Annotated in this window: 16 protein-coding genes and 2 pseudogenes; 9 read left to right on the top strand and 9 right to left on the bottom strand. The window is 72.1% G+C overall.

Annotated elements, in window-relative coordinates; translation table 11 throughout:
• Nucleotides 1–41: 41 nt before the first annotated feature.
• Nucleotides 42–347, bottom strand: coding sequence for a hypothetical protein (locus tag AB0M08_RS37335; RefSeq protein WP_364504279.1), 306 nt, complete (start codon nucleotides 345–347; stop codon nucleotides 42–44).
• Between the two features lie 157 nt (nucleotides 348–504).
• Between AB0M08_RS37335 and AB0M08_RS37340 the strand changes: the two genes are divergently transcribed.
• Nucleotides 505–3,357 carry a BTAD domain-containing putative transcriptional regulator gene (locus tag AB0M08_RS37340; protein ID WP_364504282.1) on the top strand — a complete coding sequence of 951 codons (2,853 nt, stop codon included), beginning with the start codon at nucleotides 505–507 and terminating at the stop codon, nucleotides 3,355–3,357.
• A 9-nt stretch (nucleotides 3,358–3,366) separates the two neighbouring features.
• On the opposite strand, the gene AB0M08_RS37345 is transcribed toward AB0M08_RS37340, so the two are convergent.
• The gene (locus AB0M08_RS37345; protein WP_364504285.1) at nucleotides 3,367–3,531 is read right to left on the bottom strand and encodes a hypothetical protein; all 165 of its coding nucleotides are present in this window, start codon (nucleotides 3,529–3,531) and stop codon (nucleotides 3,367–3,369) included.
• A gap of 191 nt (nucleotides 3,532–3,722) precedes the next feature.
• On the opposite strand from AB0M08_RS37345, the gene AB0M08_RS37350 reads away from it, so the two are divergent.
• From AB0M08_RS37350 to AB0M08_RS37370, 5 genes are read left to right on the top strand one after another with little or no spacing between them, the layout of a single operon-like run.
• The gene (locus tag AB0M08_RS37350; RefSeq protein ID WP_364504288.1) at nucleotides 3,723–5,060 is read left to right on the top strand and encodes a helix-turn-helix domain-containing protein; all 1,338 of its coding nucleotides are present in this window, start codon (nucleotides 3,723–3,725) and stop codon (nucleotides 5,058–5,060) included.
• Complete coding sequence (locus tag AB0M08_RS37355; RefSeq protein ID WP_364504291.1) at nucleotides 5,054–5,515, top strand: cobalamin-dependent protein; 462 nt, start codon at nucleotides 5,054–5,056, stop codon at nucleotides 5,513–5,515. The genes AB0M08_RS37350 and AB0M08_RS37355 overlap by 7 nt, the downstream gene beginning before the upstream one ends.
• Entirely contained in the window at nucleotides 5,512–6,768 is a 1,257-nt protein-coding gene (locus tag AB0M08_RS37360; protein ID WP_364504294.1) for a methylaspartate mutase, read from the top strand. The genes AB0M08_RS37355 and AB0M08_RS37360 overlap by 4 nt, the downstream gene beginning before the upstream one ends.
• Nucleotides 6,765–7,760: an asparagine synthetase A gene (locus AB0M08_RS37365; RefSeq protein WP_364504297.1), complete on the top strand. Its 996-nt coding sequence runs from the start codon at nucleotides 6,765–6,767 to the stop codon at nucleotides 7,758–7,760. Before AB0M08_RS37360 ends, AB0M08_RS37365 begins: the two co-directional genes overlap by 4 nt.
• Entirely contained in the window at nucleotides 7,757–8,968 is a 1,212-nt protein-coding gene (locus AB0M08_RS37370) for a glutamate synthase-related protein (protein WP_364504300.1), read from the top strand. Before AB0M08_RS37365 ends, AB0M08_RS37370 begins: the two co-directional genes overlap by 4 nt.
• A 5-nt stretch (nucleotides 8,969–8,973) precedes the next feature.
• On the opposite strand, the gene AB0M08_RS37375 is transcribed toward AB0M08_RS37370, so the two are convergent.
• From AB0M08_RS37375 to AB0M08_RS37390, 4 genes and pseudogenes are all read right to left on the bottom strand, one after another.
• Complete coding sequence (locus AB0M08_RS37375; RefSeq protein WP_364504303.1) at nucleotides 8,974–10,686, bottom strand: non-ribosomal peptide synthetase; 1,713 nt, start codon at nucleotides 10,684–10,686, stop codon at nucleotides 8,974–8,976.
• Nucleotides 10,687–10,696: 10 nt separating this feature from the next.
• A pseudogene (locus AB0M08_RS37380) lies at nucleotides 10,697–10,828 on the bottom strand (TauD/TfdA family dioxygenase); the annotation flags it as partial.
• Nucleotides 10,829–10,920: 92 nt separating this feature from the next.
• Nucleotides 10,921–11,712 carry an alpha/beta fold hydrolase gene (locus AB0M08_RS37385; RefSeq protein WP_364504306.1) on the bottom strand — a complete coding sequence of 264 codons (792 nt, stop codon included), beginning with the start codon at nucleotides 11,710–11,712 and terminating at the stop codon, nucleotides 10,921–10,923.
• 89 nt (nucleotides 11,713–11,801) lie between these two features.
• Complete coding sequence (locus AB0M08_RS37390; RefSeq protein ID WP_364504309.1) at nucleotides 11,802–12,446, bottom strand: TetR/AcrR family transcriptional regulator; 645 nt, start codon at nucleotides 12,444–12,446, stop codon at nucleotides 11,802–11,804.
• Nucleotides 12,447–12,530: 84 nt separating this feature from the next.
• On the opposite strand from AB0M08_RS37390, the gene AB0M08_RS37395 reads away from it, so the two are divergent.
• Nucleotides 12,531–13,742, top strand: a complete 1,212-nt coding sequence (locus tag AB0M08_RS37395) for a cytochrome P450 (protein ID WP_364504312.1) — start codon at nucleotides 12,531–12,533, stop codon at nucleotides 13,740–13,742.
• A gap of 5 nt (nucleotides 13,743–13,747) precedes the next feature.
• Complete coding sequence (locus tag AB0M08_RS37400; protein ID WP_364504315.1) at nucleotides 13,748–14,518, top strand: SDR family NAD(P)-dependent oxidoreductase; 771 nt, start codon at nucleotides 13,748–13,750, stop codon at nucleotides 14,516–14,518.
• Nucleotides 14,519–14,571: 53 nt separating this feature from the next.
• Here the strand turns inward: AB0M08_RS37400 and AB0M08_RS37405 are convergent.
• Nucleotides 14,572–14,661: pseudogene (locus AB0M08_RS37405) on the bottom strand (short-chain dehydrogenase); the annotation flags it as partial.
• 123 nt (nucleotides 14,662–14,784) lie between these two features.
• Between AB0M08_RS37405 and AB0M08_RS37410 the strand changes: the two are divergent.
• A complete protein-coding gene (locus AB0M08_RS37410; protein ID WP_364504318.1) occupies nucleotides 14,785–15,687 on the top strand; it encodes an endo-beta-N-acetylglucosaminidase H in 903 nt (300 codons plus the stop codon).
• A 578-nt stretch (nucleotides 15,688–16,265) separates the two neighbouring features.
• On the opposite strand, the gene AB0M08_RS37415 is transcribed toward AB0M08_RS37410, so the two are convergent.
• Complete coding sequence (locus tag AB0M08_RS37415) at nucleotides 16,266–16,553, bottom strand: DUF6313 family protein (protein WP_364504321.1); 288 nt, start codon at nucleotides 16,551–16,553, stop codon at nucleotides 16,266–16,268.
• Nucleotides 16,546–17,169 (bottom strand): DUF6313 family protein, encoded by a 624-nt coding sequence (locus tag AB0M08_RS37420; RefSeq protein WP_364504369.1) that lies wholly within the window; start codon nucleotides 17,167–17,169, stop codon nucleotides 16,546–16,548. The genes AB0M08_RS37415 and AB0M08_RS37420 overlap by 8 nt, the downstream gene beginning before the upstream one ends.
• Between the last annotated feature and the right edge of the window lie 116 nt (nucleotides 17,170–17,285).

Consider the following 17,285-nt stretch of genomic DNA (forward strand, 5'->3'; position numbering starts at 1 on the left):
TATGAGCCCGCCGGGGCGGTGACCGGCAGCTGCGCAGGCAGCTACCCGGCGTCCGGGGCGTCGACGAAGTGGTAGCGCCGGCACCCCAGCAGCAGGCCCTCGTCGGAGAGCGTGAAGAAGTCGGCGAAGTCGACGTCCGGCGGGCCGACCAGGCGGCCCATCACGGCCACGCAGTCGTCGGCCGCGACCATCTTGTAGATGAGGTGCCGGTCACCGGTCCGCCCGCCGCGCGGCGGAACACCGGCGTCCCACAGTGACTCAAATCCTTCTATATCTCCGTTGTCCAGATATAGATAGGACAGCCGAACATGGTCCTGTCCGATAGCTGTTATGGCGGTACTCGGCATGGTGGCCACCTTTCCGGCATTGCGTGACACCAGCCTGGGCCATGACTCCAATTCCGGCTTATCCCCGCGTTATCTCCCCGATCCACCAGCGGTGGATGGACGTTCCTCGATTAATCGACTTAACTGTCGGTAGCGTGTCCGAAGCAAAGGGAAGTTCATGACTGATGCGTCACCAGGTCCGCTGTTTCGGATTCTCGGCCCGATCGAGGTGGGCGCGCCCGGCGCCGTGGTGACCATTCCGACCGGCCGGCAACAGGTGGTGCTCGCGAGCCTGCTGCTGGACGCCAACCGCATCGTCGGCATCGAACAGCTGGTCGACACGCTCTGGGGCGACGAACCGCCGGACACCGCGCGCATCCAGGTGCAGATCTGCGTGTCCCGGCTGCGCAAGGCGCTCTCCGGGCCCGGCCTGCCCGCCGACGTGGTGAGCCGCCCGCCCGGCTACATGCTCCAGGTCGACGAGGAGATCATCGACCTGCACCTGTTCCTGCGGCAGCTGGGCCGGGCGCGGGTGCTGGTCAAGGAGGGGCGCGCCGCCGAGGCGGCCGAGTCGCTGCGCCGGGCCGCCGGGCTGTGGCGGGGGCCCAGCCTCAGCGGTATCACCCGGCCGAACCTGCGCAACCGCGCCATCCACCTGGACGAGGAGCGGCTGGTGGCGGTGGAGACCTACCTCGGTCTCGAACTGGACCTCGGCCGGCACCGCCAGCTGGTCGGCGAACTGGGCCGGTTGGTCGACGAGAACCCGCTGCGCGAACAGCTGCGCGGGCAGCTGATGCTGGCGCTGTACCGCTCCGGCCGTCAGTCCGAGGCACTCGCCGTCCACCGGGCCGGGCGGGTGCTGCTGATGGAGGAGCTGGGCCTCGAACCCGGCGATGCGCTGCGCCTGCTGGAGACGGCGATCCTGCACAACGACCCGGCCCTGAACCTGCCTGGCACCCCCGAACCCCCTCCCGTGGAGACCGCCGCCGAACCGGAGGTGGCGGCACCGCGCCCGCTGGGCCAGGAACGCCCCCGGCAACTGCCGGCCGACACCCCCGACTACGTCGGCAGCGGCCTGGTGCGGCGGGTCGAGGCGCTGCTGACCGATTCGCGGGCCCGCTCCGGCCCGGTCGTCGTCATCGCCGGCCGGCCCGGCACCGGCAAGAGCGCCCTGGCCACCCACGTCGCGCACCGCATCGCCGCCGAGCACTACCGCGACGGCCAGCTCTACTGCGACCTGCGCGGTGCCGCCCTCGAGCCGCTCGACCCGGCGCCGGTGCTCGGCCGGTTCCTGCGGGCCCTCGGCATCCCCGGCTCACTGATCCCCGACCCGGTCGACGAGCGGGCCGAGATGTACCGCACGCTGCTCGCGGACCGGCGGGTGCTGATCGTGCTCGACGACGCCGCCAGCGAACGCCAGATCGGCCCGCTGCTGCCCGGCGCCGGCGTCAGCGCCGTCGTGGTGACCAGCCGTAACCGGCTCACCGCGCTCCCCGGCGCGGCCCGCCTCCAGCTCGACGCGCTCGCGCCCGCCGAGGCCCTGGAGCTGCTGGCCCGGGTCGTCGGCCGGGACCGGGTGGACCGCGAACGGGAGGCGGCGCTCGCCCTGGTACGCACCGTCGGCGGGCTGCCGCTCGCCCTGCGCATCGTCGCCGCCCGGCTCGCCGCGCGCCCGCACTGGACCCTCGCCTCGATGGTGCACCGGCTGGCCAACGAACGGCACCGGCTCGACGAGCTGGCCCACGGCGAGCTGACCATCCGGGCCACCCTGGGCCTCACCTACGACGGGCTCCAGCCGGCCGACCGGCGGCTGCTGCGACTGCTCAGCCTGGTGCCGGGGCCCACCGTGCCGGGCTGGCTGGCCGGCGCACTGCTCGACGATCGCCGCCCGGAGCCCGCCGACCTGCTCGAACCCCTCGTCGACGTGCAGCTGCTGGACGTCACCTCGGTCGAGCCCACCGGCGAGTTCCGCTACCGCTTCCACGAGATCATCCAGCTCTTCGTACGGGAACGGCTGGACGAGCACGAGGACACCCTGGAACGCGCCGACGCCGAGATCCGGATGCTCGGTGGCTGGCTCGCCCTCGCTGAGCAGGCCCACCGTGCCGTCTACGGCGGCGACTACACCGTGCTGCACGGTCACGCCCCGCGCTGGCAGCCGCCCCGGGAATACCAGAAGGCGCTGCTCGCCGATCCGCTCGACTGGCTGGACCGGGAGCAGGCCGGGCTCTGCGGCGCCGTCGACCAGGCCGCCCGCAGCCGGCTCGACGAGCTCTGCTGGGACCTGGCCACCACCCTGGTCACCCTCTTCGAGTCGCGCGGTTATCACGACCTCTGGGAGCGGACCCACGACACGGCCCTCGAGGCGGTGCGCCGGGCCGGCAACCGGCGGGGCACCGCCGCCGTGCTGACCTCCCTCGGCACCCTCTACCTCAGCCGGGGTCAGCCGGAGCGGTCCGCGGACGCGCTGCGCGGCGCACTGGACACCTTCCTCGACCTGGACGACCGGCACGGCCAGGGACTGTGCCGGCGTGACCTGGCGCTGCTGTCCCGCCGGGCGGGCGACGACGACGCCGCCCTCGCCCTGTACGCGACGTCGCTGCGGGACTTCGACCACGTCGGCGACGTCGTCGGCAAGGCGGGGGTGCTGATCCAGAGCGCCGACATCTGGATGCGGCGGGACGAGATGGGCACCGTCTCGGCCCAGCTCGACGAGGCCCTGGCGATCTACCGCGAGATCGGGTACGTCGGCGGGGAGGCCCGCACCGTACGGCGTACCGGACAGATGCTGTGCCGCCGCGGTGAGCATGCCCGGGCCCTGCACCGGTTCGCCGAGGCGCTGGAGATGGTGCGCGGCATCGGCGACGTGATCGGCGAGGGGCACCTGCTGCGCGACCTCGGCGAGACCAACGCCCACCTGGGCCGTACCGGGCCGGCGCGGGAGTACTTCTCCCAGGCCCTGGCCATCCGCGAACGGATCATGGACCGGGCCGGGACCGAGGCGGTCCGGCGGGAGCTGTCCCGCCTGTAGACCGGCCCGTCAGTCCCAGGGGTCGTTCTGCGTCACGGTCACCGTGAGTGATGCCGCTGCCGAAGCGTGCTGCTCGACGTGCGTGCTGAAAGTGCTGAACGCGAAGCCCAGCAGCACCGTGATGAACCCTGTGACCAGCATCCCCGCCGTCGCCCTGCGCGCCCTGACCGTCATCGTCGTCACCTTTCTTGCTGTCACCCGCTGTGATGCCTTGACGGTATGAAGTGGCCCCATCCGCGACGCATCTCCGTGCTATCCCACGCCGGGATAAGCGATCGGGGCGGGGATGCCGGAGGGATAACGGCGGCCGTTGCGATGGCCTCACCGAACAGGAGATGAACCGACCACGAGATGAAGGGACCGGTATGGACGGCGTCGACACCCCGATATCCGGCTTCAGCACGCTGCTGCGTGTCCATCGCACCCGCAGCGGGCTCACCCAGCGCCAGCTCGCCGACTTCTCCACCATCAGCGAGCGGGCCATCCGCGACCTGGAGAGCGGCCGGGTACGCCATCCCCGCCGGGACACGGTCCAGCTGATCGCCGACGGGCTGCGGCTGGGCCCGCGGGCCCGGGCCGAACTGCACGAGGCGGCCCACGCCGGCCGGCTCGGCGGGCGCCTCGCCGCCGACCTCGACGCCGATCCACCCGGCCCACCGCGGGCCCCGCGCCCCATCATCGCCCGCGAGACGATCACCGCGACCCTGCGGGCGCAGCTCACCACCGGCACCGAGCGGCTGGTCGGCATCACCGGCCTGCGCGGCGTCGGCAAGACCCGCCTCGCCGTCGAGGTCGCCACCCGGCTGCGCGAGGAGCGGCTGCCGGTGCTGTGGCACGCCTTCCCCGACGACGTCGAGAACGAGTACGGCCCGCCCTCGGGCCCGGACGGGCTGCCCGCCGTGGTGGGCGCCGCCGCCGGGCACCTGTACGGCCCGGCCGCGACCGCCGCCGACCTCACCGCCGACGACGCAGCCGACGACCTCGTCGCCCTGGTCGCGGACCGGCCGGCCCTGCTGGTCGTGGACGGCGCGAAGGGACCCGCCCGGCCCGGCCGGGTGGCCCAGCTGCTGCGCGACTGCCCCGGACTGCGGGTGCTGACGACCTCCGAACGCGCCCCCGGTGTGCCCGGCGAACGGGTACACACCCTGTACCCGCTGGAGATCCCGGCCCCCGGCCTGGAGTCCGACCCGGACCGGCTGCGGCAGGTTCCCTCGGTACGGGTACTGCTGGCCGAGATCGACCGCGTGCGGCCCGACTACCGGCTCACCGCCGCGGACTCGCCCGCGGTCGCCGACATCTGCCGCACGGTCGACGGGATGCCGGCCGCGCTGCGGGCCGCCGCCTGGTGGCTCGCCGTCTACGACCTGGCGACGCTGCGCCGGTGCCTGTCCGAACCGGGCGGCCTGCTCGGGCACCTGGCCTGCGCCGACGACGGCGCCCGGGTACGCGACGGCGTCGAGCGCCGGGTCGGCGCCCTGACCGGCGACGAGACCCGGATCCTCGGCACCCTCGCCGCGGGCGACGGCGACTTCGACCTGACCGAGGCGGCCGACCGCACCGGGCTGACCCTCGCCCACTGCGGCCGGGTCCTGCGCGGCCTGCTGCAGAACGGACTGGTCTGCCCGGCGTCGGTGCGCCGCCCCGAAGACAACCGCTTCCGCGTGCTGAACCTGGCGCGGGCCGCCTGGTCCCCGGCGTGCTGACCCCGGCGCAGGACCCCGCGCCGGGACTCACCGTGCTGGTGGCCGGCGGAGCGTCGGACTCGCACACCTGGAACCTGGTCTACCTGGAGCTCTACCTGACCGAGGCCGGCCACCGGGTGGTCAACGCCGGGCCCTGCGTCACCGGCGACCTGCTCGTCACCGCGTGCCGGCGGCACCGCCCGGACCTGGTCGTGGTCTCCAGCGTCAACGGCCACGGCCACCGCGACGGCCTCGCGGTGATCACGGCGCTCCGGGCCCACCCACAGCTCGCCGCGGTGCCGGCCGTCATCGGCGGCAAGCTCGGTGTGGCCGGCCCGCTCGACCCGGACGCCGTCGCGCGGCTGCGCGCCGCCGGCTACACCGAGGTGTACCAGGACGGCGACGCCACGGCCCTGCTCGCCCTGCTCGACCGGCTGGCCGCGCGCCCGGCCCGGATCGAGGAGCACGTACCGTGACCGGGTCCTTCGGCTCCTTCGTCGCCGGCGCCGCGCGGGCCGGGCGGCTCGTCGTCCAGCCCCGGATGGGCTTCAGTGACCCGTACCGGATGCGCCATGGTCTGGAACGCACCAAGTTCGCCGCCGCCTGCACCGTCGGCACCCTGACGCTGGACAGCTACACCCGTCTCGGTGACCACGCCGCGGTCCGCGACGCCCTCGCGGCGGGGGTACCGCTCAACGGCTACCCGCTCGTCGACCTGCCGGTGGAGCGGACCCGGGCGCTGCTGCACGGCATCGCCGACGACACCTTCCCGGTGCAGGTACGCCACGGTTCGTCGCGCCCGGAACACATCGTGCGGGCCGCCGCCGCGGTGGGCCTGGACGCCACCGAGGGCGGCCCGGTCTCCTACTGCCTGCCGTACGGCCGCACCCCGCTGCGCGAGTCGGTCGCCCGCTGGGCGCGCGGCTGCGAACTGCTCGCCGAGCTGGCCCCGCCGCCCCGCCGGCCGCACCTGGAGACCTTCGGCGGCTGCCTGCTCGGCCAGCTCTGCCCGCCGGGTCTGCTGGTGGCGATCAGCCTCCTCGAAGCGCTCTTCTTCGTCCAGCACGGCATCCGCAGCGTGTCGCTGAGCTACGCCCAGCAGACCGACAGTGCCCAGGACGAACGGGCCGTGCGGGCGCTGCGCCGGCTGGCCGGGGAGTTCCTGCCGGCCGATGTCGACTGGCACACCGTCGTCTACACCTACATGGGGGTCTTCCCCGGCACCCCGCGCGGGGCCCGGCTGCTGCTGGAGGACTCGGCCCGCCTCGCCGTGCGGGCCGGCGCCGAACGGCTGATCGTCAAGACGGTGGCCGAGGCCCAGCGCATCCCCACCGTCGAGGAGAACGTCCGGGCGCTGGAGCGGGCCGCCGTCGCCGCCCTGCTCTCCGACGGCGCCACCGGCCCCGCCGACCCCGACTCCGACGTGTACGCCGAGGCCCGCACCTTCATCGAGGTCACCCTCGGTCACAGCGCGGACGTCGGGCGGGCCCTGCTGACCGCCTTCCGTCGCGGTCACCTCGACGTGCCGTTCTGCCTGCACCCGGACAACGCCGGCCGGTCCCGCAGCACCGTGGACGCCGCCGGCCGGCTGCGCTGGGTGGCCACCGGCGCCATGCCGGTACGCCCGGACGCACCGCCCGACCGCCTGATGAGCTCCGCCGCACTGCTGCGCGCCCTGCGCGCGGTCGCCGACCGTTTCGACCACCGACCCCTGGAGACGACCCGATGACCACCACCGCCCTCCCCACCGCCCCGCTCCCGCTCGGGGAACATCTGCGCTCGGCCCGGCTCCGCGCCGCGACCCTCGTCCAGCAGGAGGCCTTGCAGGCGGCCCGGGACATGTTGCGGGCCGACGGGTTCACCGAGCTGCTGCCGCCGCTGCTCGGGCCGGTCACCGACCCCGGTGGCCGCGGCGCCAAGGCCCTCGACGTGGACTTCTACGGCCACCGCTACCGGCTGATGACCAGCGCCATCCTGTACAAGCAGGCCTCGCTGAACGGGTTCGACCGGCTGTTCTACATCGCGCCGAACGTGCGCGTCGAACCGGTCGAGACCGCCGCCACCGGGCGCCACCTGGTCGAGTTCCACCAGATCGACGTGGAGATCGCGGGCGCGACCCGTACCGACGCCATGGGGGTCGCCCGTGACCTGCTCAAGGCCGTGGTCACCCGGGTGTGGGACCGGTTGCCCGACGTGCTGGAGGGCCTCGGCCGGGACCGGCGGGTCTTCGACGAGCTGCTCGCCGGCGACTTCGACCGGTGCACCCACGCCGAGGCGGTGGACCGGCTCGCCGCGCTCGGGCACGTCCAGAGCCCCGACACCGAGATCGACTGGGTCGCCGAGGAGTGCCTCTCCCGGGCGCTGACCCGGCCGTGTTTCGTCACCGACTACCCGTTGGGCTCCCGCGGCTTCTACGACCGGCGGGACCCGGACGACCCGCGGCGGCTGCGCAACTTCGACCTGCTCGCCCACGACGGCTACGGCGAACTGGTCAGCGGCAGCGAGCGCGAGTCCGACTACGCCACGATCGTCACCCGGATGCGCGAGAGCGGGGAGAACCCGGCGAAGTACGCCTGGTACCTCGACGAGGCCCGCAGGGGGATCCCGGCCAGCGCCGGTTTCGGCATGGGCGTGGAGCGCCTGACCCGGTTCCTCACCGGCCTCGACGCGCTCTGGCAGGTCAGCGCCTACCCGAAGCTGCCCGGCGTGGTGACCCCGTGACCGCCCTGCCGGAGACCCGGGTACGGGCCCGGGCCCGCACCGGCACCGCCGACGCGTTCCCGGCGGTGGCCGACTACGGCAACCGTACGTTCGGCGCGGCCTGCCCCACCGACGACCTCGACGACGCCCGCATCGTGCCACCCGTCTTCATGCCCCGCCGCCTCGAGACGCTGATCGAACTCGGCCGGGAGCCGAACTACGACGACGTCGACCTGCGCACCGACATCGGCGGGTTCGCCAGCCCGCTGCCGCTGTTCCTGTCGGCGTTCGGCTCGACCCGGATCGCCAGCGGCGACCTCGCGGTGGCGGCCAGCCGGCAGGCCGGACGGCTCGGCATCCCGATGGTGATCGGGGAGAACACCGTCTCGGTGCACGGCTACGGCACCGCCGCGTCCGGTACGCCGTCGGTGATCATCGCGCGGATCCGGGCCTACCTCGACGAGGCCGGACCCGGCACCGGCGGCATCGTCGTGCAGCAGTCCACCGAGGACGCCGACGCCGAGGTGTGGAACCTCGTCTACACCGACCCCGCCGTCGCGCCCCTGCTGGAGTCGGGCCGGCTCGGCTTCGAACTGAAGGTGGGCCAGGGCGCCAAACCGGGCCTCGGCGGCATGACCGTGCTGGACGCCGCGCAGGCCGCGCTGCTCGCCGACCGGTTCGCCATCCGCGACGTGCTCGGCGACGGCGGCACCAAGGTGCTGCGCTGCGCCACGCCCGGCACGTTCACCGAGGAGATCGTCCGCCAGCAGCTGCGGTTCATGCGCAACAACTATCCGCGGGCCCGTACCTGGGTCAAGTTCCACCCGGGCCGCGACGTCGCCCTGGCCGCGGCGACCGCGTGGCGGGCCGGTGCCGACGCGGTCACCGTCGACGGGGCCGAGGGCGGCACCGGCTGGGCGCCGACCGCCTTCCTCGACCACGTCGGCCTGCCGCTGGGGGAGTGCCTGCGCCGGATCGGCCAGCCCGAGGGGAACCTGCTGGTCACCGGTCGGATCTGGGAGGGCAGCCGGCTGGTGCGCTGCCTCGCCCTCGGCGCCACCGCGGCCGGGCTCGGCCGGGCGGCCCTGCTCGCGGTCGCCGAGGACCCGCAGGACGGCCTGGTGCGCCTGGCCGAGTGCATCGCCCTGGAGACCCGGCTGCTCGTCTCCGCTCTGGGCAAGTACGGGGTGGGCGCCCTGGACCCGGACGACCTGTGGTGGCCGCGCTGAGGTCGTCACCCCGCTCGCTGGGACCTGGCTACGAAGCTGGCCAGGTCCCGCAGGCGCGGGTACTCGTAGACCGTACGGGTCCGGATCACCACGCCGTGGCGCTTCTTCAGGTCGGCGACCACCCGCAGCGCGACGAGCGAGTGCCCGCCGAGGGCGAAGAAGTCGTCGGTGGCGAGCACCCGTTCCCGGCCGAGCACCTGCTCCCAGGCCCGCGCGATGGACACTTCGAGGTCACCCGCCGGCAAGTCGCCGTCGGCCGACTCGACCGGGTCCGGCAGGCGGTCTCGGTCCACCTTGCCGCCGACGCCCAGCGGCAGCGCGTCGAGCGGGGTCAGCGGCAGTGCCGCGAGATGCTCGGGCAGCTGCTCCCGCAGGTGGGCGCGGAGCGGTGCCGGATCGGCCGGTGCACCGGCGGCCGGCACCCAGTAGGCGGCGAGACTGCGGCCCCGCGCCGGGTGCTCCCGCAGCGCCACCACCGCGGCGGCGACCGCCGGATGGGCGGCCAGGGTCGCCTCGATCTCGCCGAGTTCCACCCGGAACCCGTTCACCTTCACCTGGTGGTCCACCCGGCCGAGGTAGGTGAGGCTCCCGTCGGCCCGCCACCGCACCCGGTCGCCGGTGCGGTACATGCGCGCGCCGGGCGGGCCCGCGGGGTCCGGCAGGAACCGGGCCGCGGTCAGCCCCGCCCGGCCGTGGTATCCGTGGGCGAGACCGGGACCGGCGAGGTACAGCTCGCCCTCGCCGGCCGGCCGGAGCCGGTCGTCCAGCACGTACGCGCCGACGCCGGGCAGCGGCGGCCCCAGGTGCGGTTCGGCGCCGTCGACGACCGCCACGGTGGAGTCCACCGCCGCCTCGGTCGGGCCGTAGAGGTTCAGGGCCCGGATCGCGCCGTCCCCGGCGAGGTCGCGCCACATCTCCGCCGGGATCGCCTCGCCGCCGACGAAGAGCCGCAGCCCGCCGGGTAGCCGCTCCGCCGCCGCGCCGACCCGCTCGCGCAGTACCGACCAGTGCGAGGGCGTGCAGTCGAGGTCGGTCGCGCGGGCGGCGACCAGGAAGTCGGCGAGCGCCGCCGGGTCCCCGCGCAGCTCCTCGGTCAGGGTCAGCACGGTGTCGCCGCGGCAGACCCGTACCCACTGCTGCACCGAGGCGTCGAAGGAGACGCTGGCGTTCCAGGCCACCCGGGCCGGCTCTGCCGGGTAGGCGCCGGCCGCGGTGAGCGCGTCGACCAGGTGCGCCACCGCGGCCCGGCTCACGCTCACGCCCTTCGGTGCCCCGGTGGAGCCCGAGGTGTAGATGAGATAGGCCGGTGCGCCCGGTGGCACGACCACTTCAGGCCTTCCGGTACGGACGTCGCCGGCGGGGGACGGCCGTACCGTGCGGATGCCGTTCGGCCAGGGGTCGTCCGCGATCACCACGGCCAGACCGGCGTCCGCGGCCATCAGGTCCAGGCGCGCTCGCGGGTAGGCCGGGTCGAGCGGCACATAGGCGCCGCCCGCCGACCAGACCCCGAGCAGCGCGGTCAGCAAGCCGGGCCCGCGGGCCAGGCACACGCCCACCCGGTCGCCGGGGGCGACGCCGGCCGCGACGAGTGCGCCGCTCAGCCGCCGCACCCGGGTGTGCAGTTCGTCGAAGGTGACCGTGGTGCCGTCCGGGGCCACCACGGCCTCGCGGTCGGGGTGCCGCGCGACGGCGGCGCGGAACCGGTCGAGAAGGTCCATCTCCAGCTCCCTACGAGGACGCGTGGGCGAGTGCCGGCACGCAGTCGGCGAGGGCGACCGGATCGCCCATGCCGACCACGATCCTTCGGTCCCCGCGGTACGGGTCACGGCCGTGGGCGGCGAGGACGTTGTCGACGAGCAGGCCGGGGAAGGTCAGCGTGTCGCTGTTCTCGTCGTGCATCCGGATGGCGTGCGCGGTCACCGGCGCGCCCGGCTCACGGATCCAGTCGATCGTCATCGGACTCCGCTCCCGTCCAGGAAGTGGGCCGGCAGCTCCTCCCACACCGGGCGCGTGTAGAAGTGCCCGCCCGGCAGGTCGGTGACGGTCGCCCCGCCGGGCGCGCACCGTCGCCACCGCTCGGCGACGTCGGGGTCGAGGGCCGCGTCGTCCTCGCCGCGCAGCACCCGTACCGGGACCCGGGTCGTCACGTCCGGGTCGGGCCGGTAGGAGTCGCGTACCCGGATGTCGGCCCGCATCAGCTCGACGGCCATCTCCCGCAGGTCGGGATCCTCCCGCGCGTAGTCCGGCAGCGCGCCGATCGTCTCCATCCAGTCCAGCAACCGTTCCTCCGGGTCCTCCAGCCGGGGGAAGCGGTCCCGGTCGGTGACCCCGCGGTCCGGGGCGTTGCAGGAGGAGACGATGAGGCCCTCCGGTGGCCGTACGCCCCGCGCCGCGAGCCGTACGGCCACCTCGAAGGCCATCCATCCGCCCATGCTGTGGCCGAAGAGCCGGTAGGGCCGGTCCGCGGTGTCGCGGGCGAGCCGGGCCACCGCGTCGGTGGCGTCGCGCGCGAGGCTGTCCCAGTCGGCCGCGAAGGGCTCGGCGAAGCGCCCCTCCCGGCCGGGATAGCAGACCAGCACCAGTTCGGTCGCCGCGTCCAGGCAGGAGAGCCAGGCCCGGTATGTCCCGGTGCCGCCCCCGCAGAAGCCGAGACACACCAGGGTTCGCTGCGCGTCCGGCCGCGGCTCGGGACGCACCAGAATCGTGTCCCGTTGCGCGCCGCGCAACGGGGATGCAGTGGGCATGGCCCCGACCGTACGAACCCCGGCCCGCTCGCCGAGGTAGTCCCACAGGCGACTGACCGGCAGTTTCGGCTACGCCTGGCGGCCGATTCCTACGAACCTGATCTATCCCGGACACCGTGACTCATGATGTCCAGCAGCGCGTCCACCAGGACCTCGGCGGTCTGGTCCCAGGTGGTGTCGGCGGTGCCGTCGGCCAGGGACTGCTCGAACTCGGCGCACATGTGGACGATCAGCAGCCGGCTCATGTCGGCTCGCTGGCGCAGGGCGTGCGGCGGGAGGTCGGCGGTGTACCGGCCGAGGTCGGCCAGCGCCCGGCGCATCGAGGGCTGGGCCATCACCTCGTCGATCACCAGGTGGCGCAGGGCCGGGTCGGTGGTGACCTGCGCCGCGAACCGGGCGTACCAGCTGGGCCGGCCCAGGGCCGCGTAGTGGTCGAGGATCGGCCTGACCAGGCGGACCACCCCGTCGTACGGGGTGGTGCTCGGCGGCATGGCGTCGCGGCGGCGTTCGATGTCGCTCTGGTGGTGCGCGACGATGGCGCGGATCAGGTCGTCGCGGGTGCCGAAGTGGTAGGCGATCACCGAGTTGTTCGCCTGGCCGGCGGCCTCGCAGATCTGCCGGTTGGAGACCGCGGCGATGCCGTGGACGGCGAACAGTCGCTCGGCGGCCGTGAGGATCAGGAGCCGGGTGTTGCCGCTGCGCGGGGAACGGGTCGGCGCGGAGTTGGTGGGCATCCTTCTCCTCACGTGAGCTGCGGGAATCGTACATAAAAAGGTAAGGGGGTTGTCTTAATAAGAGAGTCGTCTTACTTTGAGGCGATGGTGGACCCCACGAGGAACCTGCCGCAGTACCCGTTCGAACTGCCCGCCGCGCTGGAGCCACCGCCGGAGTGGGCCGAACTTCGCGACACGTGCCCGGTCGCCCGTGTGCGACTGGCCAGCGGTGACGAGGCGTGCCTGCTCACCCGGTACGACGACGTGAAACAGGTGCTCAGCGATCCACGGTTCACCCGCCAGCTCGACGCCGCCGGCGCGGCCCGGGTGACCGCGAACGAGTCCGGCGGCGTCTTCGGCGCTGAGACGTCGTCCATCTCGGCGGGCGAGGGCCACCGGCGATGGCGGCGGCTCGTCGGCGGCTACTTCACCGCCAAGCGGATGGTCGCGATGACCCCGCGCATCACCGCGATGGCCGGCGAGCTCGTCGACGCGATGCTGGCCGGTGATGCCCCGGCCGACCTGGTCAGCGCGTTCGCGTTCCCCCTTCCGGTCTGGGTCATCTGCGATCTGCTCGGGGTTCCGGACACCGACCGGGAGAGGTTCGCCCACTGGTCCGACACGATGCTCAGCCTCACCCGGTACGGCCAGGCCGAGATCGACGCGGCGCAGCTGGAGTTCGGGCAGTACATGTGGGCCCACGTCGAGGGCCGGCGCGCCCAGCCGGGCGAGGACCTGATCAGCGAGCTGATCGCCGTCGCCGACCGGGACGACGGCCGGCTCTCGCAGATCGAGCTGATCGGCACCGCCCAGGCGCTCCTGATCGCCGGCCACGAGACGACGGCCAACATGATCGGCAAGATGGTGGCGATGCTGCTCGCCGACCGCGGCCTCTGGGAGCAGGTGCGCGCCGACCGGTCGCTGGTGCGCGGCACCGTCGAGGAGGTGCTGCGCTTCGACGCCAATCCGGGCTTCGGCATGCCGCGCTACCTGAGCGAGGCGGTCACCGTCGGCGGCACCGAACTGCCCGCGGGCACCACGGTGATCAGCAGCCTCGCGGCGGCCAACCGGGACGAGAACGCCTTCGCCGCCGCCGACCGGATGGACCTGACCCGGCTGCCCAACCCGCACCTCGGCTTCGGCGTCGGCCCGCACTCGTGCCTGGGACAGGCCCTGGCCCGCACCGAGCTGCAGATCGCCCTGACCGTGCTGCTCGATCGTGTCCCGGACCTCGTGCTGGCGGTGCCGCCCGGCGAGCTCCCGCGCCGGGAGGGCCTCATCATCGGTGGCCTCGAACGCCTCCTGGTCGGGTGGTGACCCGCATGCGGGGACTCGGGGACAAGCGCGTCCTGGTGGCCGGTGCGGCGACCGGCATCGGCGCCGCCACCGCCCGGCGGCTCGGTGCCGCCGGCGCCCGGCTCTACCTCGGTGACATCAACATCGACGGTCTCCGGACCGTCGCGAAGGAGATCAACGACGCCGGGGGATCGGCGGTCGCCGCCCGGTTCGACCTGACCGACGCCGACTCCGTCGAGGCGCTGGTGGCCGGGGCGGTCACCGAGCTCGGCGGGCTCGACGGCGTGGCCAACGTCGCCGCGGACCTGTCGCCCGAGACGCTCGGCAACGACGGCCCGCTGCTCGACATGGACATCGCCATCTGGAACCGGACGCTGAGCGCCAATCTCATCGGCTTCGCCCTGATCGGCAAGCACGCCCTCCCGCACCTGATCGCGGCCGGCGGTGGCGCGATCGTCAACACCACCTCGGAGGCCTCCCGCGTCGGTGAGCCGGTCCGCCCCGCCTACGCGGCGTCCAAGGCGGGCATCAACGCGCTGACCCGGCACATCGCCAGCGCGTACGGTAAGGACGGGGTCCGCGCCAACTGCGTCAGCCCCGGCGCGGTGCTGAGCGAGACGGGTCTGGCGACGCTGAGCCGGGAGTTCCGGGATCAGCTGCTGGCCGGTACGCCGCTCTCCCGGCTCGGCCGCCCGGACGACCTCGCGTCGACCATCTGCTTCCTGCTCAGCGACGACGCCTCCTGGGTCAGCGGCCAGGTCTGGAGCGTCAACGGGGGCGGGGTGTTCCGCGACTGACCACCCAGGTGGGACAGCGCCCCCGAGCGCAGCGCGGCCACCACGCCGCCGCCGACCAGCAGGTCCGTACCGGTGATGAAGGTCGACTCCGGGCCGAGCAGGAACGCCGCCGCGGCCGCGATGTCGGTCGCCGTGCCCAGGCGGCGGGTCCCGGAGGCCGCGGTATTCGATCACTCCGGACGCCCGAGTGGAGACGGATCTGAGCGTACAATGATCGATAGATCTCGATTTAAAGTCTGCTCGACGGGAGTGTGGACATGCGTGGGATGACACTTCGGATCGGCCGCAAAGCCGTCGCCGCGGCGCTGGGGGTGGCGTGCGCGGTCCTCCTGGTGCCGGGCGAGGCACACGCGGTCACGGCGGACCTGGCCGCGACGAAGTCCGGGCCGACGAGCATCGCGTACGTCGAGGTCAACAACTACGACATCGCCAACGTCGGCCGGTACACGCTCGCGGACGGGTCGAACGCCTTCGACGTCGCGATCATCTTCGCCGCGAACATCAACTACGACGGCACCAAGGCCCAGCTGTACTTCAACGACCGCGTGCAGGCGACCCTCGACGACGCGGCCACCCAGATCGCTCCGCTGCAGGCGAAGGGCATCAAGGTCTCGCTGTCGCTGCTCGGCAACCACCAGGGCGCCGGCTTCGCCAACTTCACGACGCAGGAGGCCGCCGCCGACTTCGCGGCCCAGGTCGCGGCCGCCGTGTCGACGTACGGCCTCGACGGGATCGACCTCGACGACGAGTACGCCGAGTACGGCAAGAACGGCACGCCGCAGCCGAACGCGCAGTCGATCGGCTGGCTCATCACCGCACTGCGCACCGCCATGCCGGACAAGCTGCTGTCCTTCTACAACATCGGCCCGTCCGCGAGCAGCCTGGCCTCCGCCGACGCGACGATCGGGGCGCAACTGGACTACGCCTGGAACCCCTACTACGGCAGCTACATCGTGCCCCAGATCCCCGGCCTCACGGCGTCACACCTGTCACCCGCCGCGGTCAACATCCAGGGAACGTCGTCGACCACGGCGGCCGCACTGGCGACCCGCACGGTATCGGCCGGCTACGGCGTCTTCATGACCTACAACCTGCCGAGCACCGACGTGCACACCTACATCTCCTCCTTCACCACCCCGCTGTATGGCCAGGCCACCGTCTACCAATGAGCTGATGCCCGGCCGGGGTAGTCCGGACCCGGCCGGGCTCGGCGGAAACGGCAGGTAATGTACCTCCGCGAGACACGGCGTGGCCCTCCTCTGCCGCCCCAGCCGAGCGTGACAGCACCGCACACTTGGCGTAACAGAAGAGTACTCCAGTACGCGATTTCTGTAGATCGAAAGCTTATTCGAATGGCGTTATTCGCGGCGTAGCGCCAGCGGCACAATGAGGTGGATAGCAGGCGGGTTAGAGTTAAATTTTTGAACCGGGCGTCGGCGTGGCTGGCGACGCCGCGTCCGTCCCGGTCACCTTGATCTTCGGATATGTTGCGGTAATCTTCACCCGGCAAGTGCCTTCCGAGGCCGGGGCGTGATACCTTCAACAATCCTTACCCTCCGAGTCAGAGGGTAATTGTCTATTTCCAGCCCAGCACTTGAAAATCCCTTAACGAAGGGTCGATTTTAGCGTCATCAAGACCTTCTTGACGTGACGGGGTCGGTCGGAGCCTGCTCCCGCAATGGGCGGGTCGAGGGTGATGGCGTAATCTGGAACGCCTGCAGTGGAAGTGAATCTCTATAAGTGGCTATCATGGACGTCGTGACGCAGGCGACGTTGGATCGAGTGGACAACGTTCCATGTTCTCTAGGAACGAAACAGTGGCCTGTACCGCCTGATGGATCGCCCGATGTCCGCTCGCTGCCCGCTCGACGGCGTCGGTTTTGAGAACCATTTCAACAATTCGCTCCCAATGATCCTGGGCCAGACGCCAATCTCCGCTATGTAATTTAACAAAATACTTCACGAAACCGACGGGTAGGTTGGACGCGCCGCCTGAATGAAGCGCCTCCTGTAGCAGCGGAATGGTCTCAGCCACTGGTCTCCTCATCAAACAGGCTTGTGACGGGGCGCTGGCGTCGCTCAATATAGGTTGTCACTATATGACCGGCGACTGCGCCAGCAACGCTCGGCGCGACTAGCCAACCGCCTAGAGACAACATCCAGGCAATGGTCGGTACACGTGTGTCCGCGGGTGATGTGATTCCGAGGGTCACGTCGTATGCTGTGCGCCATCCAATCACGATCCCGCAGGCAACGAACAACGCAGCGGCTGCCGCGAGGGTTGGAAGGCCTCTAAACAAGATCCAGAATTGAAGTCCGCTCAGGCTCAGTCGTGATCGGTAATATCGCCGCAGCTGATCGAGAAGCCGTTCCCGGGGTGGTGGCGGAAGGTCGCGAACCTCGTCCGAATGTTCTTCGCGTACGGCCACGAGGGCCACCCTATCGTGTGGATGGCAATCTTTACCATGTGTCTCGCCCCGGGTTTGATGGAGACACAGCTTCGGCGCGTTCGAGGGGCTTGCCGTGCTTGAACGCGGGCGCCCAGGCGCGACGTCGATTCTGTTGAACCGCATCGAGGAAGCGGGCCACGTTGTGCGAACCCGGCAGCACAGTGATTGGCGCGTGGTCACGCTGCATTCCGCCCTCGGCATCCACGCCGCGGCCACCGGGTTCTACGCACCGCTCAGTCGGCTGCTCTGCACGGTTCTCGGGGGGGGGGGGGGGGGGGACCCCGCCGCCGCCCGGGAGCGTATCGACGCCGTGGGCA

Source organism: Actinoplanes sp. NPDC051851 (assembly GCF_040681165.1).
In the GTDB taxonomy this organism is placed as follows: Bacteria; Actinomycetota; Actinomycetes; order Mycobacteriales; family Micromonosporaceae; genus Actinoplanes.